The sequence below is a fragment of the Variovorax sp. 38R genome, from assembly GCF_014843395.1.
Classification (GTDB): domain Bacteria; phylum Pseudomonadota; class Gammaproteobacteria; order Burkholderiales; family Burkholderiaceae_C; genus Variovorax; species Variovorax paradoxus_H.
On the sequence record NZ_CP062121.1, the window covers coordinates 3,247,579 to 3,265,494 of the forward strand.

Consider the following 17,916-nt stretch of genomic DNA (forward strand, 5'->3'; position numbering starts at 1 on the left):
CACAGCGCGCCCCCGTCGTGATCGAAGCAGCCAAGATCGACGTGGCGACGCTGCGCGAAGCCTATCGCGCGAAAAAGCTCGCCCTTTTCGACACCCTGCGCTTCGCACGCGCGCCCACCCGCAGCGTCCACACGGTGCTGCGCCAGCTCTCGGCGCTGGCCGACCAGACGCTGACCGCGCTCTGGAACGAAGCCGGCTTCGGCGACGCCTTCGCGCTGGCTGCGGTCGGCGGCTTCGGGCGCGGCGAGCTGTTCCCGTATTCGGACGTCGACGTGCTGCTGCTGCTGCCGCCCGACGGCCAGGACAGCGGCATCGACCCGGCACGCATCGAAGCCTTCATCGGCCAGTGCTGGGACGCCGGCCTGGAAATCGGCTCCAGCGTGCGCACGCTCGACGAGTGCCTGGACGAGGCCGCCAAGGACATCACGGTCCAGACCTCGCTGCTCGAATCGCGCCTGATCACGGGCGACAAGAAGCTCTTTGCGTCCTTTCGCCGCCAGTTCACCCAGGCCATCGACCCGCAGGCTTTCTTCGTGGCCAAGTCGCAGGAAATGCGGCACCGCCACCAGAAGTTCGACAACACGCCCTACGCGCTCGAACCCAACTGCAAGGAATCGCCGGGCGGCCTGCGCGACCTGCAGACCATCCTCTGGATGAGCAAGGCCGCCGGCTTCGGCAGCCGCTGGGACGACCTGGCCAAGAACGGCCTGGCCACGCCCTTCGAGGCGCAGCAGATCAAGCGCAACGAAGCCCTGCTCTCGCTCATTCGCGCCCGCCTGCACGTGATTGCCAACCGGCGCGAAGACCGTCTGGTGTTCGACCTGCAGACCGCCGTGGCCGCGAGCTTCGGCTACGAAAGCGAGTCGCAGCGCAAGTCGAGCGAGGCGCTGATGCGCCGCTACTACTGGGCGGCCAAGGCGGTGTCGCAGCTCAACCAGATCCTGCTGCTCAATATTTCGGAGCGGCTGCAGCCCATCGACGAGCAGCCCACGACCATCAACGAACGCTTCTACGAGCGCGCCGGCCTCATCGAGATTGCCAGCGACGACCTCTACGAGCGCGAGCCGCACGCAGTGCTCGAGACCTTCCTGCTGTACCAGAAGACCATCGGCGTGAAGGGCCTGTCGGCGCGCACGCTGCGCGCGCTGTACAACGCGCGCCACGTGATGGACAGCAAGTTCCGCAACGACCCGGTCAACCACGTGACCTTCATGCGGATCCTGCAGCAGCCCTACGGCATCACGCATGCGTTCCGGCTCATGAACCAGACCTCGGTTCTGGGGCGCTACCTGCGCGTGTTCCGCAGCATCGTGGGGCAGATGCAGCACGACCTGTTCCACGTGTACACGGTCGACCAGCACATCCTGATGGTGCTGCGCAACGTGCGCCGCTTCTTCATTGCCGAGCATGCGCACGAGTACCCGTTCTGCTCGCAGCTCGCGGCCGGCTGGGACAAGCCCTGGATTCTTTACGTGGCCGCCCTCTTCCACGACATCGCCAAGGGCCGCGGCGGCGACCACTCCACGCTCGGCGCGCGCGACGTGCAGCGCTTCTGCAAGCAGCACGGCATTGCCCGCGAAGACGCCAAGCTCATCGAGTTTCTCGTGGCCGAGCATCTGGTGATGAGCCAGGTCGCGCAAAAGCAGGACCTGAGCGACCCCGAAGTCATCGGCGCCTTCGCCAAGCGCGTGGGCAACGAGCGCTACCTCACCGCCCTGTATCTGCTGACCATTGCCGACATCCGCGGCACCTCGCCGCGCGTGTGGAATGCGTGGAAGGGCAAGCTGCTCGAAGACCTGTACCGCTTCACGCTGCGTGCGCTCGGCGGACGCATGCCCGACCCCGACGCCGAGGTCGAGTCGCGCAAGCGCGAGGCGCTGGTGCTGCTCGCCCTGCATGCGCAGCGCTTCGAGGCGCACAAGGCGCTGTGGGAGACGCTCGACGTCGGCTACTTCATGCGCCACGACGCCACCGAGATCGCCTGGCACGCCAAGCAGCTCTCGCGCTTCGTGCCGCCGAAGAACGTGCCCATCGACCCGAAGGCGCTGCCCATCGTGCGCGCGCACCTGTCGCCGGTGGGCGAAGGGCTGCAGGTGGTGGTCTACACGCCCGACCAGTCCGACCTGTTTGCGCGCATCTGCGGCTACTTCGACCAGGCCTCGTTCAGCATTCTGGACGCCAAGGTCCACACCACGAGCAACGGCTATGCGCTCGACACCTTCCAGGTGGTGACGACCTTCCAGCCCGACCATTACCGCGACCTGATCAGCATGGTCGAGACGGGCCTGGCGCAAACGCTCACCGAGGCCGGCGCCCTGCCCGCGCCGAGCATGGGTCGCGTGTCGCGCCGGGTGCGCAGCTTTCCGATCAAGCCGCGCATCAGCCTCGTGCCCGACGACAAGGCGCAGCGCTGGCTGCTCAGCATCTCGGCCAGCGACCGCGCGGGCCTGCTGTATTCGGTGGCGCGCGTGCTCGCGCGGCATCACCTGAACCTTCAACTGGCGAAGGTGACGACCTTGGGCGAACGGGTGGAAGACACCTTCCTCATCAGCGGGCCGGAACTGCAGGGCCAGAAGACGCAGCTGGCCATCGAGACCGACCTGATGGAGGCGCTGGCCTCCCAGTGAGGCAGCGGATTTGGCGTGCGCGGCTCAGCCGCAGTACGCGCCGAGGATGCGACCCGTGGGGTCGACCTGTGCATTGAGCCGCGTTGCGTCCTGTACCGGATCGGCCGGGGCCGTGGCCGGCACCGTGCGGGCGGTTTTTGCGCCGGCGCGCTGGCGCATCTCTTCGAGCAACGGACGCGTCGCCTGCAAGCCGAGCGCAAAGCGCACTTCCGGGGCCTGGCAACTCTCGGGCGGCGGCGCGAAGCTCGGCGGGGCGGGCACTTCAGAGGTGAGCGGCCGGTCCTTGGGCGGGGCTTCGCAGCCCGCGAGCACTGCAGCGAGGGCCGCAGCCATCAGAAGAACCCCGTACCGGCCAATCGTCATGCGCATCTTGTCTTGCTCCTTGAAACCAGCCTGAAGCTTAGCCGCCCGCGGCGGCCTGTTCATGACCCCTTGCGCTGCAACGGGGACAGCAGCCCCAGGCGGATGCCCGTGATCACGGCCTCGGTGCGATTGTGCACACCCAGCGCCTGGAACAGCGTGCCGATGTACTCCTTGACCGTGTGCTCCGAAAGACCGAGCTCGCGCGCGATCGACTTGGTCGGCAGCCCGCGCGCCAGGCCGTGCAACGTGTCGGCCTGCCGTGGACTGAGCGTCGGCCTGGCGACGCTCTTCGGCCCGAGGTGCAGGATCTCCTGAGGAAGGTAAACCTCTCCCGCGAGCACGGTCTCGAAGGCGCGTTTCAGGAAGTCGGCGGGCATGCTCTTGGGCACGAAGCTCATGGCACCGGCCTCCAGGCAGCCACGGATGATGTCGACATCGGTCGATGCCGACACCACCACCACCGCGATGTCGGGCGCCCCCGCTTTCAGACGCACCAGCGCGTCGAGGCCGTACTCGCCCTTGAGCTCGAGGTCCAGCAGACAGATCGCCAGGTCGGGGTGCCGCAGCGCCAGGGCGCAGGCCTCGTCGACCGTGGCGGCTTCGAAGATTTCGGCGCTGTGCTCCATGCTCTCCAGCAGCATGCGCAGGCCCGCACGGAACAACGCGTGGTCGTCCAGCATCATCACTTTCATGGCACACCCCCTTCGAACTTTTTTGGTCGATATGCGGCCTCATTCTGACGCCGGCGTCGACGGCCGCACCCACCGCGCGTCGGAACTAGATCACCCTCCACGCAAAAAACTACCAGTCCCCTGCGAAGGAGGGGTTGGGCCCGTGGCGCGTTTGGAGGAGATTCCCACCCGACCGCTGTTGCCGCAAAGGGAGGCCGACCATGAACGCCAGCTTTCAAGACCGCCTGATCTCGCTCGTCGCCGAGTCGCAGCCTCGGTGGAAATCCGAACTCGCGCGTCAATGCGGCGTCAGTGACGCCACGGTCGTGCGCTGGCTGACAGACCGCCACAGCTGCGCCGGCACCCTGCACCTGCCGACGATCGCCGCGTACTTCGACGTGCCCGCCCGATGGCTGGCCACGGGCGACGGCCCGGAGCGGGTCCGCGCGCGGCGCTCACATTGAAAGGGTTGTAAGCGAACCGCTGCGAACGGGCGCGCAGGCGGCAAGCCGGCCCCGGCCATGGCGTATGCTGAAAGGCCGCGCACGGCACCGCCGGCACGCTCCCTTTCATCACCCGCTTTCGACATGAGCACTTCTTCCCATCCCCTCGCGGGCCAGCCGGCCCCGTCTGATCTGCTGGTGGACGTGCCGCGCCTCGTCTCGGCCTACTACACCGGTCGCCCCGACCCGGCCGTGCCGAGCCAGCGCGTGGCCTTCGGCACCTCGGGCCATCGTGGCTCCTCGTTCGACGACGCCTTCAACGAATGGCATGTGCTGGCGATCAGCCAGGCCATCTGCGATTACCGCAAGCAGAAGGGCATCGACGGCCCGCTGTTCCTGGGCATCGACACGCACGCGCTGTCCACGCCCGCCTTCGCCAGCGCGGTCGAGGTGCTGGCAGCCAACGGCGTTGAGCTGATGCTCTCGAAAGACGACGAGTACACGCCCACGCCCGCCGTGTCGCACGCCATCCTGGTCTACAACCGCGGACGCACGACAGGGTTGGCCGACGGCATCGTGATCACGCCCTCGCACAACCCGCCCGAAAGCGGTGGCTTCAAATACAACCCGCCGAACGGCGGCCCGGCGGGCACCGACATCACCTCCGCCGTCGAAGCAGCCGCCAACCAGATGCTGGCGAACAAGCTCGAAGGCGTGAAGCGCATGCCGCTCGCGCAGGCGCTGAAGGCGTCCACCACGCACCGCCACGACTACCTCAACACCTACGTCGAAGACCTGGCCCAGGTGCTCGACATGGACGCGATCCGCGGCGGCACCATCGACCTCGGCGTCGACCCGCTGGGCGGTGCCGGCGTGCACTACTGGCCCGCCATTGCCGCGCGCTACAAGCTCCAGCGCCTGAACGTGCTGAGCCAGGCAGTCGACCCCACCTTCCGCTTCATGTCGCTCGACTGGGACGGCCGCATCCGCATGGACCCGTCCTCGCCCGATGCGATGCACGGGCTGGTCGCGCTGAAAGACCGCTTCGGCATCGCCTTCGCCTGCGACACCGACCACGACCGCCACGGCGTGGTCACGCGCAGTGCGGGCCTGATGCAGCCGAACAACTACCTCGCGGTGATGATCGATTACCTCTTCACGCACCGCCCTCACTGGCCAGCACAGGCGGCCGTCGGCAAGACGGTGGTCAGCAGCCGCATGATCGACCGCGTGGCCGCGCAGCTGGGCCGCCCGCTGTACGAAGTGCCCGTGGGCTTCAAGTGGTTCGTCGACGGGCTGGTCGACGGCTCGCTGGGCTTCGGCGGCGAGGAAAGCGCGGGCGCCACCTTCCTGCGCCACGACGGTAGCGCGTGGACCACCGACAAGGACGGCATCGTGCCCGCCCTGCTCTCGGCCGAGATCGCCGCGCGCACCGGGCGCGACCCCGGCGAGCGCTTCAATGCGCTGACGCAGGCGCTGGGGCGCCCCGTGTCCGACCGCGTGGACGCGCCCGCCACGCCCGAGCAGAAGAAGCGCTTGTCGGCCCTGTCGCCGCAGCAGATCACCTCGACCACGCTGGCGGGCGAGAAGATCGAGAACGTGCTGAGCCACGCACCGGGCAACGGCGCGGCCATCGGCGGCGTGAAGGTCGTCACCGAGAACGGCTGGTTCGCCGCGCGGCCTTCGGGCACGGAGAACATCTACAAGATCTACGGCGAGAGCTTCCTCGGCGACGAGCACCTCGCACGCATCCTCGGCGAGGCGCAACAGGTGGTCGACAAGGCGCTGTCGGCGAGCTGACGCGAGGCAACAGCGCATGGACACGCTCGTGCTGCGGCTGCAACCCGGCTACGACCTGCGCGCAGCGCTCGACGCCGTTCTGAAACAAGACGGCATCGGCGACGCAGCCTTCGTGGTCTCGGGCATCGGCAGCCTGCGCGGCGCGCGCATCCGTTTCGCGGGCGCAGACACGGCGACGCGCATCGAAGGCGACCTTGAAATCCTCACGCTCGCCGGCACGCTGTCGCCCGATGGCTCGCACCTGCATCTCAGCGTGTCGGACGCAACGGGCCGGGTGTCGGGCGGCCATGCGGCACCGGGCTGCGTGGTGCGCACCACGGCCGAGATCCTCGTTGCGGTGCTGCCTGAGTGGCGCTTCTCGCGCGAGCCCGATGCGCAGACCGGCTACGCCGAGCTGGTGCCCAGACGCCGCTCCAGCCAGACGCTGTAGCGCGACAGCCCGAAGCACAGCAGCCAGTAGACGGCCGCCACGAACAGGTAGCCCTCGAGATAGAACGGCCGCCAGACCGGATCGCCGCCCAGCGCCAGCCCGAGTGCGCCGGTCAGTTCGAACAGGCCAACCACAGTGACCAGCGAGGTGTCCTTCAGCGTGCCGACCACGCTGTTGGTCAGCGCGGGCACCACGAGGCGCAGCGCCTGCGGCAGCACGATGTCGCGCTGCACCGGCCAGCGGCCGAAACCCAGCGCCATCGCCACCTCGGTCTGGCCGCGCGGCACGGCCTGCAGGCCGCCGCGGATGATCTCCGCCAAGTAGGCCGCCACGAACAGCGTCAGCCCCATCAGCACGCGCACCAGCACGTCGGGCTGCCAGCCGGCGGGCCACAGCAGCGGCAGCAGGAACGAGGCCATGAACAGCACCGAGATCAGCGGTACGCCGCGCACCAGCTCGATGTAGCTCGCGCTCAGCGTGCGCACCACGGGCCATTCGGAGCGCCGCCCCATCGCGAGCAGCAGCGCCAGCGGAAATGCCAGCGCCAACCCGACCACAGCGAGCCCGATGGTGAGCGGCAGGCCGCCCCAGCGACTGGTCGGCACCACGCTCAGCCCGGCCACGCCGCCGTGCATCAGCGCGACGAACAGCAACAGCGCCACGAGCCACAGCGGCACCAGCCACCAGCGCCAGCTGCGCGGCCAGGCGCTGAGCACGGTCACAGCGGACAGCACGACCACTGCGATGGCCGGACGCCACTGCTCTTCATACGGGAAACGACCGAACAGCATCGGCCGCCACTTCTCGGCCACCACGCCCCAACAGGCGCCGTGCTGCACCGCGCGACAAGCGTCGGCGTCGGGGCGGAACACGGCGTGCACCACGCCCCATTCGAACGCGTGGAAGCCCGCCCACGCGAGCAGGCCCAGCAGCAGCACCGTGGCCAGTGCACGCAGCGGCGCCCCCCACAGCTCGCTGCGCCATGCGATCGGGCCTTGCGCGACGTTTCTCATCGCCAGCCTCGCAGCGCGACGCGCGCGTTGTAGCGGTTCATGCCAAAGGAGATCACGAGCGACAGCAGCAGGTACACCGCCATGATGATCGCGATGCACTCGAAGGCGCGGCCGTTCGAGCCGATCGTGGTGTTGGCCACCGACACCAGCTCCGGGTAGCCCACGGCCACGGCGAGCGATGAATTCTTGGTAAGACTCAGCAGCTGGTTGGTGAGCGAGGGCACGATCACGCGCAGCGCCTGCGGCAGGATCACGATGCGCAGCTGCTGCACCGACGACAGCCCCAGCGCCTGCCCCGCCAGTACCTGCCCCTGCGAGACCGAGAGGATGCCGGCACGCACGATTTCGGCGACGAAAGCCGCCGAATACAGCGACAGCCCGGCGACGATGGTCACGTACTCCGGGCTCAGCGCGGCGCCGCCGCTCACACCGAAGTCACCGCGCTCGGGCCATTCGAAATGCGTGGGCCACCAGCCGCCCTCGCCCGCCACGGGCCAGGGCACGCTGAGCCCGCCCTTGCTGAGCCACACGCCCGGCAGCAGGTGCACGGGCTCGGTCGGATCGGGCAGCAGGTTGGCCATCGCGAAAGCCAGCATCAGCAGCTGCACCAGCAGCGGCACGTTGCGCAGCAACTCAACATACGCCGTGCAGATGCCGCGCAGCAGCACGTGCGGCGCGAGCCGGCCGATGCCGATCAGCGTGCCGAGCACGACCGCGAAGATGGCGGCGGGCACGGCCGCGCGCACGGTGTTGATCAGGCCCGCGAGGAACGCGCGCCACGAGGGCTGGCTGGCATCGAAGTCGAGCCAGCCTTCGCTGATCGAAAAGCCCGAGGGCTCGGTGAGGAAGTCGAAACCCGAACGCACGCCGCGTGAACGCAGCACGTCGAGCGCATGGTTCACCACCCAGACGGCGCCGGCCACGACGGCCAGCACCAAAAGGGCCTGCACAAGCCAGGCCAGCCAGGCGCCGCGGCGCGAGGCGCCCTCCTGCCTCATCGCACCGGTGGTGCGTAGATCAGGCCGCCTTTGCTCCAGAGGTTGTTGGAGCCGCGCGGCAGCTTGAGCACCGACTTCGGTCCGACGTTGCGCTCGAACATCTCGCCGTAGTTGCCCACGGCCTTGATGGCGCGGTACGACCAGTCTTTGTCCAAGCCCAGCAGCTTGCCGAGGTCTTCACCGGCGCCGAGCAGGCGCTGCTGCGCCGGGTCTTTGCTGCCGGCCTTGAGCTGGTCGGCGTTGGCTTGGGTGACGCCGAATTCTTCCGCCTCGATGAGCGCGTTGGGCACCCACTTGGCGATGGCGAACCACTCGTCGTCGCCGCGGCGCACCAGCGGCGCGAGCGGCTCCTTGGAGATCAGCTCGGGCAGGATCAGGTAGTCGTCGGGGTTCGGCGCTTCCTTGTTGCGCAGGCCGGCCAGCGCCGAGGCGTCGGTGGTGAAGGCCTGGCAGCGACCCGAGAAGAAGGCCTTGAACGAGGCTTCGAAGCTCTCGAACACGACGGTCTTCACCGGGATGTTCTGCGCGCGGAAGTAGTCCGACACGTTCTTCTCGTTGGTCGTGCCCGACTGCGTGCAGATGGTGGCGTTCTTGAGCTGCTTGGCGCTCGTCACCTTGAGCTTCTTGGGCACCAGGAAGCCTTGGCCGTCGTAGTAGGTGATGGTGGTGAAGTTGAAGCCCAGCGACGCGTCGCGCGTGAGCGTCCAGGTGGTGTTGCGCGCGAGGATGTCGATCTCGCCGGCCTGCAGGGCCGAGAAGCGCTGCTGCGAGTTGAGCGGCACGAAGTCGACCTTCTTCGGATCGCCCAGCACGGCCGCGGCAATGGCGCGGCAGGTGTCGACGTCCAGGCCCGACCAGTTGCCCTGCGTGTCAGGCGCCGAAAAACCCGCCACGCCGTTGGTCACGCCGCACTTGACGGTGCCGCGCTGCTTGACTGCATCGAGCGTCTTGCCGGCGAAGGCCGGGGCCGCGGCCCCGGCGGCCAGCGCGAGAACGGAAGCGGCGGCCAGCAGTGCCGGGCGAAATCGGGTGTTTTTCATCATTGGTGTGTGCTCCTCAACAGTAGGCAAAAGGCAGTGTACGGGGCGACGCAGGTCGGTGACAAAGAACCCTGCGTTGGATACATATGTCGATTCGTTCGCGGGCGACCGGTTGGCGGCGCGGCGAGTTTCACTACCATACGGCCCTTTCATCACTCCCGAACAGGAATCACACCATGGTCAAGTCCGACGACACCGGCAAGCTCATCCTGCGCGTTGCGCTGGGCATCCTCATCCTGCTGCACGGCATTGCGAAAGTCGGCAAGGGCGTCGACGGCATCGGCGGCATGCTCGCGTCGCACGGCGTGCCCGCGGTGCTGGCCTACCTCGTCTACGTGGGCGAGATCCTGGCGCCGGTGCTGCTGATCGTCGGCCTGTTCACGCGGCCCGCCGCGCTGGTCGTGGCCGTCAACATGGTCGTGGCGATCTGGCTGGCGCACCGCAAGGATCTGGGCGCGCTGAATGCGCAAGGCGGCTGGGCACTCGAGCTGCAGGGCATGTTCCTGTTCGCGGCCATCTCGCTTGCGCTCACTGGCGGCGGACGCTTCGGGCTCAACAACAAGTAAGCCAGCCAGCCAACCGACGGACGACGCGTCAGTCGTCGTCGGCCGCATCGAGGCCTGGAAACAGGACCTCGGTGTAGCCGAAGCGCGAGAAATCACGCACCCGCATCGGATACAGCTTGCCGAACAGGTGATCGACTTCGTGCTGCACCACGCGCGCATGAAAACCGTCGGCGGTGCGGTCGATCGGGTCGCCATACAGGTCGAAGCCCGTGTAGCGGATGTGGGCGAAGCGCGGCACCACGCCGCGCAGACCTGGCACTGACAGACAGCCTTCCCAGCCCTCTTCCTCTTCATCGCCCAGCGGCGTGATGACAGGATTGAGCAGCACGGTGCGCGGCACCGGCGGTGCGTCGGGGTAGCGGGGGTTGACAGTGTCGGTGCCGAAGATCACCAGCTGCAGATCGACGCCGATCTGCGGCGCCGCAAGGCCGGCGCCATTGACCGCTTTCATGGTCTCGAACATGTCGCGCACCAGCAGGTGCAGTTCGTCGGTGTCGAAAGCAGCGACCGGCTGCGCGGTACGCAGCAGCCGGGGGTCGCCCATTTTGAGAATTTCGCGGAAGGCCATGCGGGATTATGGCCAGCGCGCCACGCCCTCGCTGGGGCGTGTGCTTGCCTTGTTGTCAGGGCTTGTCGGCCAGCGCCGGCGCGTCACGCCACGGCACGCCCGGCGGCGGGCGCATCGCGTTGCTCGGGTAGTTGGGCGACACGCCCGGGTGCGCAGGCGAAACGGCCGGCGGACGCATCTGAACCGGCGGACGGCCGGATGGATAGGTCGGCCGCACGGCTGGATAGCTGGGACGCACCGCGGGATAGCCGGGTCGGCCATAGTAAGGACGACGGTCGTAGTACGGACGCCGGTTGTCGTAATAGCCGCCACCCTGGATGTAGACCGGCGCCGGCACCACCACGGGACCAGGATCGGAGTAGTACGGGTCGGAATAGCCGCCGGAGTAGTACGGATCGCCTGGAACGGCCACGCAGCCGCTCAGCAGCGCGATGCCGCCGAGTGCGAGGCTGGTAGCGAGAACACGAATTTTTTGCATGAGGGACTCCTTGTCGGCCTTCTGTAGTCTTTCAACGTCCGCTTGTAGACCCTGTTGACTGCGCGGATGTGAAGTCGCGTAACGGGCGGTAAGGGCCCCAGTCAACGGCACCGACCGGCTCAGGCCTCGGAGGCCGGCGCCACCCCGTTTGCGAGGATCTCCAGCATACGCGCCTCGTCGATCACCGTGACGCCGATGTCACGCGCCTTGTCGAGCTTGCTGCCAGCCTCTTCCCCGGCCACGAGGTAGTGGGTCTTCTTGCTGACGGAGCCGGCCACCTTGGCACCGGCTGCCTCCAATTTATCCTTCGCATCGTCGCGGCTCAGCGTAGGAAGGGTGCCGGTGATCACGAAGGTCATCCCCGCCAAAGGCTTGGGCGCACGGGCTTCTGGCTCGAACTCTTCCCAGGTCAGGCCGCAGGCGCGCAGCTGTTCGACCACCTCACGGTTGTGCGGCTGGTCGAAGAAGGTGCGCAGGCTTTGCGCCACCACGGGGCCGACGTCGTTCACTTCGAGCAAATGCTCCTCGGTCGCATCCATGATCGCGTCGAGCTTGCCGAAATGCTTGGCGAGGTCTTTCGCCGTGCTCTCGCCCACGTGGCGAATGCCCAGGCCGAACAGGAAGCGCGGCAGCGTCGTCTTCTTGGAGGCTTCGAGCGCATCGACAAGGTTCTTGGCCGACTTTTCCGCCATGCGGTCCAGGCCCGCCAACGTGACGAAGCCGAGCTTGTAGAGATCGGGCAAGGTGCGGATCAGGTTGGCATCGACCAGCTGTTCGACCAGCTTGTCGCCCAGCCCGTCGACATCGACCGCGCGCCGCGCCGCGAAATGCAGGATGGCTTCCTTGCGCTGCGCTGCGCAGAACAGGCCGCCGGTGCAGCGGTAGTCGACCTCGCCCTCCTCCCGCACGGCCTCCGAATCGCACACGGGGCACTTGTGTGGCATGGTGAAGATCGCGCCGCGCTGGTCGTCGGGCTTGGCCAGGCTGTCGGGCGCGACGCCCACCACTTCGGGAATCACGTCACCGGCGCGCCGCACGATGACCGTGTCGCCGATGCGCACGTCCTTGCGGCGGGCTTCGTCCTCGTTGTGCAGCGTGGCGTTGGTCACGGTCACGCCGCCGACGAACACCGGCGCCAGCTTGGCGACCGGCGTGAGCTTGCCGGTGCGGCCCACCTGGATCTCGATGCCGACCACCTCGGTCAGCTGCTCCTGCGCCGGGTACTTGTGGGCCACGGCCCAGCGCGGTTCGCGCGAGACAAAACCCAGCTGTCGCTGCAGCTCCAGGCTGTCGACCTTGTAGACCACGCCGTCGATGTCGTACGGCAGCGCATCGCGCTGGCGGCCGATGGTTTCGTGGAACGCTATCAGTTCAATAGCACCTGTCGCCCGCGCAGTCTGCGTTGCGACCGGAAACCCCCATGCATGAAACTGCTGCAGCCAGTCGAACTGGGTGGCAATCTCAGGCCCGCCTTCGCTCGTCGGCGAGACCTCGCCGAGGCCGTAAGCGAAGAAGCTCAGCGGCCGCGCCGCCGCGATCGCGGGATCGTGCTGGCGCACCGCACCGGCCGCTGCATTGCGCGGGTTGACGAACACCTTTTCGTTCTTCTGCCCGGCGGCGATCTTCTCGCGCTGGCGCTCGTTGAGGGCGTCGAAATCGGCGCGCTTCATGTAGACCTCGCCGCGCACCTCGACCACGGGCGGCGCCGTGCCTTTGAGCTTCAGCGGAATCTCACGGATGGTGCGGATGTTCTGCGTGACGTCCTCGCCCACCTCGCCGTCGCCGCGCGTGGCGGCCTGCACCAGCACGCCGTGTTCGTAGCGCAGGCTCATGGCCAGCCCGTCGAACTTCAGCTCGCAGACATAGGCAATCTGCGGCGCGTCTTCGGCCAGGCCCAGTTCGCGGCGCACGCGCGCATCGAAGGCGCTAGCGCCGGTCGGTGTGATGTCGGTCTCGGTGCGGATCGACAGCATCGGCACGCGATGCCGCACCTTGGCCAGCCCATCGAGCACCGCACCGCCCACGCGTTGCGTCGGCGAATCGGGCGTGCGCAGCTCGGGAAACTCGGTTTCCAGCACCTGCAGGCGCTGGAACATCTTGTCGTACTCGGCGTCGGGCAGCTCGGGGGCGTCGAGCACGTAGTACAGATGGGCGTGGCGATGCAGCTGCTCGCTCAGTGCGGCGGCTTCGCGTGCCGCTTCGTCGCGCGTGGTCATGGGGTGTCCCTCGGGGAAAAGACGGATCAGCTGAAGAGGCGTCGCGCCAGCGGCGAGCCGGCGGCGAGGTCGCGTGCGTCGAGCGTGTCGTACAGCTGCTCGAGGTCGGTGCCGATCACGTCCATGGTTTCGTCGCGCAGCAACTGGCCGTCGCTGTCGGTGACCACGCCGTCCATCTCGCGGGCGAGCGTGGCAGCGGCTTCACGCATGCGGCGGAACGGCTCTTCGCCGCGATCGACCTGCGGCACATCGAGGCTCAGGCTGAGTTCGCGAATCGCCGATTGCGCCGGATCGTCGGCCAGCGCGGCCTGGGTGTCGAACGAGAGCCCGAGGATCGGTGGCAGGCCGACCTCGCTGGTCGGCAGCACCATGCGCCCCGGGATGATCCCGGCGACGAAGCCCAGCCGCGCGGCGTTCTGCTGCACGTAGCCAGGACTCCAGGCCGCATGCAGCGCGCGCAGCACGAAGCCCAGTTGCGCGTCGTGCGCGCTGGCGAACTGGTCGAGCTCACGGGCACGCGCCACTTCGTCGAGCATCTCGGGAAACTCGGGCGCGCCGTTCACCGCGTCGGCGAAGGCCTGCGCCTTGACCACGAACTCGGAGTACTCGATCTCGTTGAGCGCCCCGGTGCGGTTGGCCAGCTGCACGCCGACCTGGAAGGCGCGGTAGCGCTGCCCGGGCGCCGGCGGCTCCCACTGGCTGGTGAGATCGTTCAGGCCTTCGATGGCCACCGGCTTGCTGCCGGCGCGGCGCGTCGAGGGCATGGCCGCGAGGGCGGCATCGCCCGAGGCCAGGCCTTCGAGCGAAATGGGTGCGATGACGTCGATCAGCGGATCGAGCCCGCCGCGGCGCTCGCCCGTGGGCACGGGCACGCCGCTGGGCGCGGGCAGATCGGGGTCGAACAGTGGCTCGTGGCGGTCGCTGCCGGCCACCTGGCTCGGATCGGCATGGAGCATCGGCTCCACGCCGCCGTCGCTGCCGCCGGCCAGCGCGCGCTCGGCTTCGGCCAAGGCGACATCGACCGCGTCGGGTTGGCGCGGCGCATTGCGGCGCGACATCAGGGTGTTGTACGCAACGACGGCCGCGAGAACGAGGCCGCCGAGGATCGCCAGGGCGAGGGTGAGATTGCTCATGCGCGCGCCTGCCTTATGCCGCTTCGACCATCGAGGCCGCCGACTCCATGTCGACCGCAACGATGCGCGACACGCCCTGCTCCTGCATGGTCACGCCGATCAGCTGTTCGGCCATTTCCATGGCGATCTTGTTATGGCTGATGAAGAGGAACTGGGTTTCACGGCTCATGGCGGTCACGAGTTTGGCGTAGCGTTCGGTGTTGGCGTCGTCCAGCGGCGCGTCCACTTCGTCCAGCAGACAGAAAGGCGCCGGGTTGAGTTGGAAGATGGCGAACACGAGCGCAATGGCCGTGAGCGCCTTCTCGCCGCCCGAGAGCAGGTGGATGGTCTGATTCTTCTTGCCGGGCGGCTGCGCGAGCACCTGCACACCGGCATCGAGGATTTCGTCGCCGGTCATCACGAGGCGTGCATTGCCGCCGCCGAACAGCTCGGGGAACATGCGGCTGAAGTGCTCGTTGACGATCTTGAAGGTGCCGCCGAGCAGGTCGCGCGTTTCGGCGTCGATCTTGCGGATGGCGTCTTCGAGCGTGCCGATGGCTTCGTTCAGGTCGGCCGACTGCGCGTCCAGGAAGATCTTGCGCTCGCTCGCAATCGCGAGTTCGTCGAGCGCGGCGAGGTTGACGGCGCCCAGCGCGACCACTTCGCGGTTCAGCCGATCGATTTCGCTTTGCAAGCCGGTCAGGCGCACCTTCTCGGTCTCGATCGATTGCGCGACCGCTTCGAGGTCGGCACCGGCGTCGTCCAGCAACTGCTGGTACTGCTCGACACCCAGGCGCGCGGCCTGTTCCTTGAGCTGGAACTCGGTGATGCGCTGGCGCAGCGGATCGAGTTCGCGTTCGAGCTGCAGCCGGCGTTCGTCGCTGGCGCGCAGCTTGAGCGTGAGATCGTCGTACTGGCTGCGCGCCGCGCCCAAGGCGGTCTCGCGCTCCAGCTTGAGCGACAGCGCATCCTGCAGGCCGGCTTGCGCGGCGGCGTCCGACAGGCGGCTCAGCTCGGCGCGGGCGCGCTCGTCTTCGTCGGTCAGCGCGACGGTCTGCTGCGAGGCGGTTTCGATGCTGCGGTTCAGTTCGCCGCGACGCGCTTCGAGCGTGCGCTGCGAGAAGGTGGCTTCCTGCGCCTGCCGCTCGAGGCTGCGGTGCTGTTCGCGGCTGGCATTCAGCGTGCGACCGGCCTCGATCACGCGCTCGTCGAGCTGCGCATGGCGCTCCTGGCTGTCGGCCAGTTGCATGTCGAGCTCTTCGAAGCGGCCTTCGGCGGCGATGCGTTTTTCTTGCAGCTCTTCGAGCTGGGCATCGACCTCGCCGAGGTCGGCGGCCAGCTGCTGGCTGCGCGCGCGAGTTTGTTCAGCGAGCTGCGTCATGCGCAGCGTTTCGACCTGCAGTTCATGGGCGCGCGACTGCGTTTCGGCGGCTTCGCGGCGGGCCGTGACGAGGCGCTGCGCGGCATCGCCGTACGCGGCTTCGGCGCGGACCAGCGCGGTGCGCGCCTCTTCGTTGATGAGCGTCTGGGCCTTGAGCTGGCGCTCGAGGTTTTCCATTTCCTGCTGGCGGGCCAGGAGGCCGGCCTGCTCGGAATCGGGCGCGTAGAAGTTCACGCTGTGCGACGACACGGCATGGCCGCTGCGCACGTAGATCACCTCGCCGGGCTGCAGCGTGGCGCGCTGGGCCAGCGCCTCTTCGAAAGTCTCAGCCGTGAAGCAGCCGTACAGCCAGTCGTTCAGCAGCGCTTGCTGGCCAGCGTCGTTCAGGCGCAGGAGACTCGAGAGCTTGGGCAGTGCGCCCGCGGCTTGCGGTACGCCGGCGGCAGGCGGGCTGTAGAAGGCGAGCTTGGCGGGCGGCGCGTCGTTGCCGAAGGCACGCACCATGTCGAGCCGGCTGACTTCGAGCGCGCCCAGGCGCTCGCGCAACGCGGCTTCGAGCGCGCTCTCCCAGCCCTGTTCGATGTGGATGCGGCTCCACAGGCCTTGCAGGCCGTCGAGGCCGTGCTTGGCGAGCCAGGGCGCGAGCTTGCCGTCGGTCTTGACCTTCTCCTGCAGCGCGCGCAGCGCTTCGAGGCGGGCCGAGAACTCGGCGTGGCGGGCGCCCTCGGTGTTGACGGCCTGCTGCTTGGCGCGACGGTCCTCGTCGAGCTGCGGCACGGCCTCCTGCAGTTCCTGCAGGCGGGCATCGGACTCGCTGGCGGCTTCTTGCGCCGCGGCCAGCTGCTCCTGCATTTCGGTCAGCCGGTCTTCATCGGGTGCGGCCAGCGCATTTTGGTCGGCGCGCAGGCGCTCGCTGCGCAGCGTGAGCTGGCGGCTCTGGTCTTCGATGTTGCGCTGGTCGGCGGCCAGCACCTGGATCTGCTGCTGCACCTGCGACACCGTGGCGCGCTGGGTGTTGGCTTCGTTCTGCGCACGCTGCACGGCCTCTTCGAGGTCAGGCAGGCGTGCGTCGTGCTCTTCGAGCTGCGCGGCCAGCAGGATGGCCTGCTCTTCGGCATCGACGCCGGCACCAGCCAGCGTCTCGATTTCGGCTTCGGCTTCTTCGCGGCGGCGGCCCCACTGGCCCATCTGTTCGCGCAGTTGCACCAGGCGCTGCTCGACGCGCTGGCGGCCTTCGACCACGAAGCGGATCTCGCCTTCGAGCCGGCCGACTTCGGCGCTGGCTTCGTACAGCTTGCCCTGCGCCTGGTTCACCAGGTCGCCGGCGCCGTAGTGGGCCTGGCGCACGGTTTCGAGTTCGGACTCGATGCGGCGCAGGTCGGCGGTGCGCGATTCGAGGTCGTTGATGGCCTTTTCCGAATCGGCCTTGATCTTGGCCTGGTCGGCATCGCTTTCACCGCGCTTGAGGAACCACAGCTGGTGCTGCTTCTTCGTGGCATCGCCCTGCAACGCGTTGTAGCGCGCCGCCACCTCCGCCTGCTTCTCGAGCTTTTCGAGGTTGGCGTTGAGTTCGCGCAGGATGTCTTCGACGCGCGTGAGGTTCTCGCGCGTGTCGCCCAGGCGGTTCTCGGTTTCGCGGCGGCGCTCCTTGTACTTGGAGACACCCGCGGCTTCTTCGAGGAACAGGCGCAGTTCTTCGGGCTTGGATTCGATGATCCGGCTGATCGTGCCCTGGCCGATGATGGCGTAGGCGCGCGGCCCGAGGCCGGTGCCCAGGAACACGTCCTGCACGTCACGGCGGCGCACCGGCTGGTTGTTGATGTAGTAGCTGCTGGTGCCGTCGCGCGTGAGCACGCGGCGCACGGCGATTTCGGTGAACTGGTTCCACTGGCCGCCGGCGCGGTGGTCGGCGTTGTCGAACACCAGCTCGACGCTCGAACGGCTGGCTTGCTTGCGGGTGGTCGTGCCGTTGAAGATCACGTCCTGCATCGACTCGCCGCGCAGTTCCGACGCACGCGACTCGCCGAGCACCCAGCGCACGGCGTCCATGATGTTCGACTTGCCGCAGCCGTTCGGCCCCACCACCCCGACCAGTTGGCCCGGCAGCAGGAAGTTGGTGGGTTCGGCGAACGACTTGAAGCCCGAGAGCTTGATGGAGTTAAGACGCACGACTTGTCGCCCTGCCTTGGCTTAGCGCCAAGGTATTGATT

At 67.8% G+C, this 17,916-nt stretch carries 15 protein-coding genes; 5 read left to right on the plus strand and 10 right to left on the minus strand.

The window, feature by feature from the left end:
- Positions 1-17: 17 nt before the first annotated feature.
- Positions 18-2,627 carry a [protein-PII] uridylyltransferase gene (locus IG196_RS14850; RefSeq protein WP_101491611.1) on the plus strand — a complete coding sequence of 870 codons (2,610 nt, stop codon included), beginning with the start codon at positions 18-20 and terminating at the stop codon, positions 2,625-2,627.
- 24 nt (positions 2,628-2,651) lie between these two features.
- Here IG196_RS14850 and IG196_RS14855 read toward each other — a convergent pair whose 3' ends face one another.
- Both IG196_RS14855 and IG196_RS14860 read right to left on the minus strand, forming a co-directional pair.
- Positions 2,652-2,996 carry a hypothetical protein gene (locus tag IG196_RS14855; protein WP_192196747.1) on the minus strand — a complete coding sequence of 115 codons (345 nt, stop codon included), beginning with the start codon at positions 2,994-2,996 and terminating at the stop codon, positions 2,652-2,654.
- A gap of 53 nt (positions 2,997-3,049) precedes the next feature.
- Positions 3,050-3,682, minus strand: coding sequence for a response regulator (locus IG196_RS14860; protein WP_192196748.1), 633 nt, complete (start codon positions 3,680-3,682; stop codon positions 3,050-3,052).
- A gap of 200 nt (positions 3,683-3,882) precedes the next feature.
- On the opposite strand from IG196_RS14860, the gene IG196_RS14865 reads away from it, so the two are divergent.
- The 3 genes from IG196_RS14865 to IG196_RS14875 all read left to right on the plus strand — a co-directional run bounded on the left by IG196_RS14865 (position 3,883) and on the right by IG196_RS14875 (position 6,334).
- On the plus strand, positions 3,883-4,125 hold the full coding sequence (locus tag IG196_RS14865; protein WP_101491614.1) for a hypothetical protein: 243 nt from the start codon (positions 3,883-3,885) through the stop codon (positions 4,123-4,125).
- Positions 4,126-4,248: 123 nt separating this feature from the next.
- Positions 4,249-5,904, plus strand: coding sequence for a phosphoglucomutase (alpha-D-glucose-1,6-bisphosphate-dependent) (gene pgm, locus IG196_RS14870; protein WP_192196749.1), 1,656 nt, complete (start codon positions 4,249-4,251; stop codon positions 5,902-5,904).
- Positions 5,905-5,920: 16 nt separating this feature from the next.
- Positions 5,921-6,334, plus strand: a complete 414-nt coding sequence (locus tag IG196_RS14875; RefSeq protein WP_192196750.1) for a PPC domain-containing DNA-binding protein — start codon at positions 5,921-5,923, stop codon at positions 6,332-6,334.
- Here IG196_RS14875 and IG196_RS14880 read toward each other — a convergent pair.
- Genes IG196_RS14880 through IG196_RS14890 form a run of 3 tightly spaced genes read right to left on the minus strand, consistent with a single transcriptional unit; the run spans position 6,289 to position 9,385 of the window.
- Positions 6,289-7,347: an amino acid ABC transporter permease gene (locus IG196_RS14880; RefSeq protein WP_192196751.1), complete on the minus strand. Its 1,059-nt coding sequence runs from the start codon at positions 7,345-7,347 to the stop codon at positions 6,289-6,291. The genes IG196_RS14875 and IG196_RS14880 overlap by 46 nt on opposite strands.
- Positions 7,344-8,345 carry an amino acid ABC transporter permease gene (locus tag IG196_RS14885; protein ID WP_192196752.1) on the minus strand — a complete coding sequence of 334 codons (1,002 nt, stop codon included), beginning with the start codon at positions 8,343-8,345 and terminating at the stop codon, positions 7,344-7,346. Before IG196_RS14885 ends, IG196_RS14880 begins: the two co-directional genes overlap by 4 nt.
- Positions 8,342-9,385 carry an amino acid ABC transporter substrate-binding protein gene (locus tag IG196_RS14890; protein ID WP_192197023.1) on the minus strand — a complete coding sequence of 348 codons (1,044 nt, stop codon included), beginning with the start codon at positions 9,383-9,385 and terminating at the stop codon, positions 8,342-8,344. The genes IG196_RS14885 and IG196_RS14890 overlap by 4 nt, the downstream gene beginning before the upstream one ends.
- Before the next feature lie 176 nt (positions 9,386-9,561).
- On the opposite strand from IG196_RS14890, the gene IG196_RS14895 reads away from it, so the two are divergent.
- Positions 9,562-9,951 (plus strand): DoxX family protein, encoded by a 390-nt coding sequence (locus tag IG196_RS14895; RefSeq protein ID WP_192196753.1) that lies wholly within the window; start codon positions 9,562-9,564, stop codon positions 9,949-9,951.
- A 28-nt stretch (positions 9,952-9,979) separates the two neighbouring features.
- On the opposite strand, the gene def is transcribed toward IG196_RS14895, so the two are convergent.
- The 5 genes from def to smc form a co-directional block, all read right to left on the minus strand.
- Positions 9,980-10,519 carry a peptide deformylase gene (def, locus tag IG196_RS14900; RefSeq protein ID WP_101491620.1) on the minus strand — a complete coding sequence of 180 codons (540 nt, stop codon included), beginning with the start codon at positions 10,517-10,519 and terminating at the stop codon, positions 9,980-9,982.
- A 55-nt stretch (positions 10,520-10,574) separates the two neighbouring features.
- Positions 10,575-10,997 (minus strand): hypothetical protein, encoded by a 423-nt coding sequence (locus IG196_RS32055; protein ID WP_225617046.1) that lies wholly within the window; start codon positions 10,995-10,997, stop codon positions 10,575-10,577.
- A 119-nt stretch (positions 10,998-11,116) separates the two neighbouring features.
- Entirely contained in the window at positions 11,117-13,213 is a 2,097-nt protein-coding gene (gene ligA, locus IG196_RS14910) for an NAD-dependent DNA ligase LigA (RefSeq protein WP_192196754.1), read from the minus strand.
- 26 nt (positions 13,214-13,239) lie between these two features.
- Positions 13,240-14,346: a cell division protein ZipA C-terminal FtsZ-binding domain-containing protein gene (locus tag IG196_RS14915; protein ID WP_192196755.1), complete on the minus strand. Its 1,107-nt coding sequence runs from the start codon at positions 14,344-14,346 to the stop codon at positions 13,240-13,242.
- A 13-nt stretch (positions 14,347-14,359) separates the two neighbouring features.
- Complete coding sequence (smc, locus tag IG196_RS14920; protein ID WP_192196756.1) at positions 14,360-17,875, minus strand: chromosome segregation protein SMC; 3,516 nt, start codon at positions 17,873-17,875, stop codon at positions 14,360-14,362.
- Positions 17,876-17,916 lie beyond the last annotated feature (41 nt).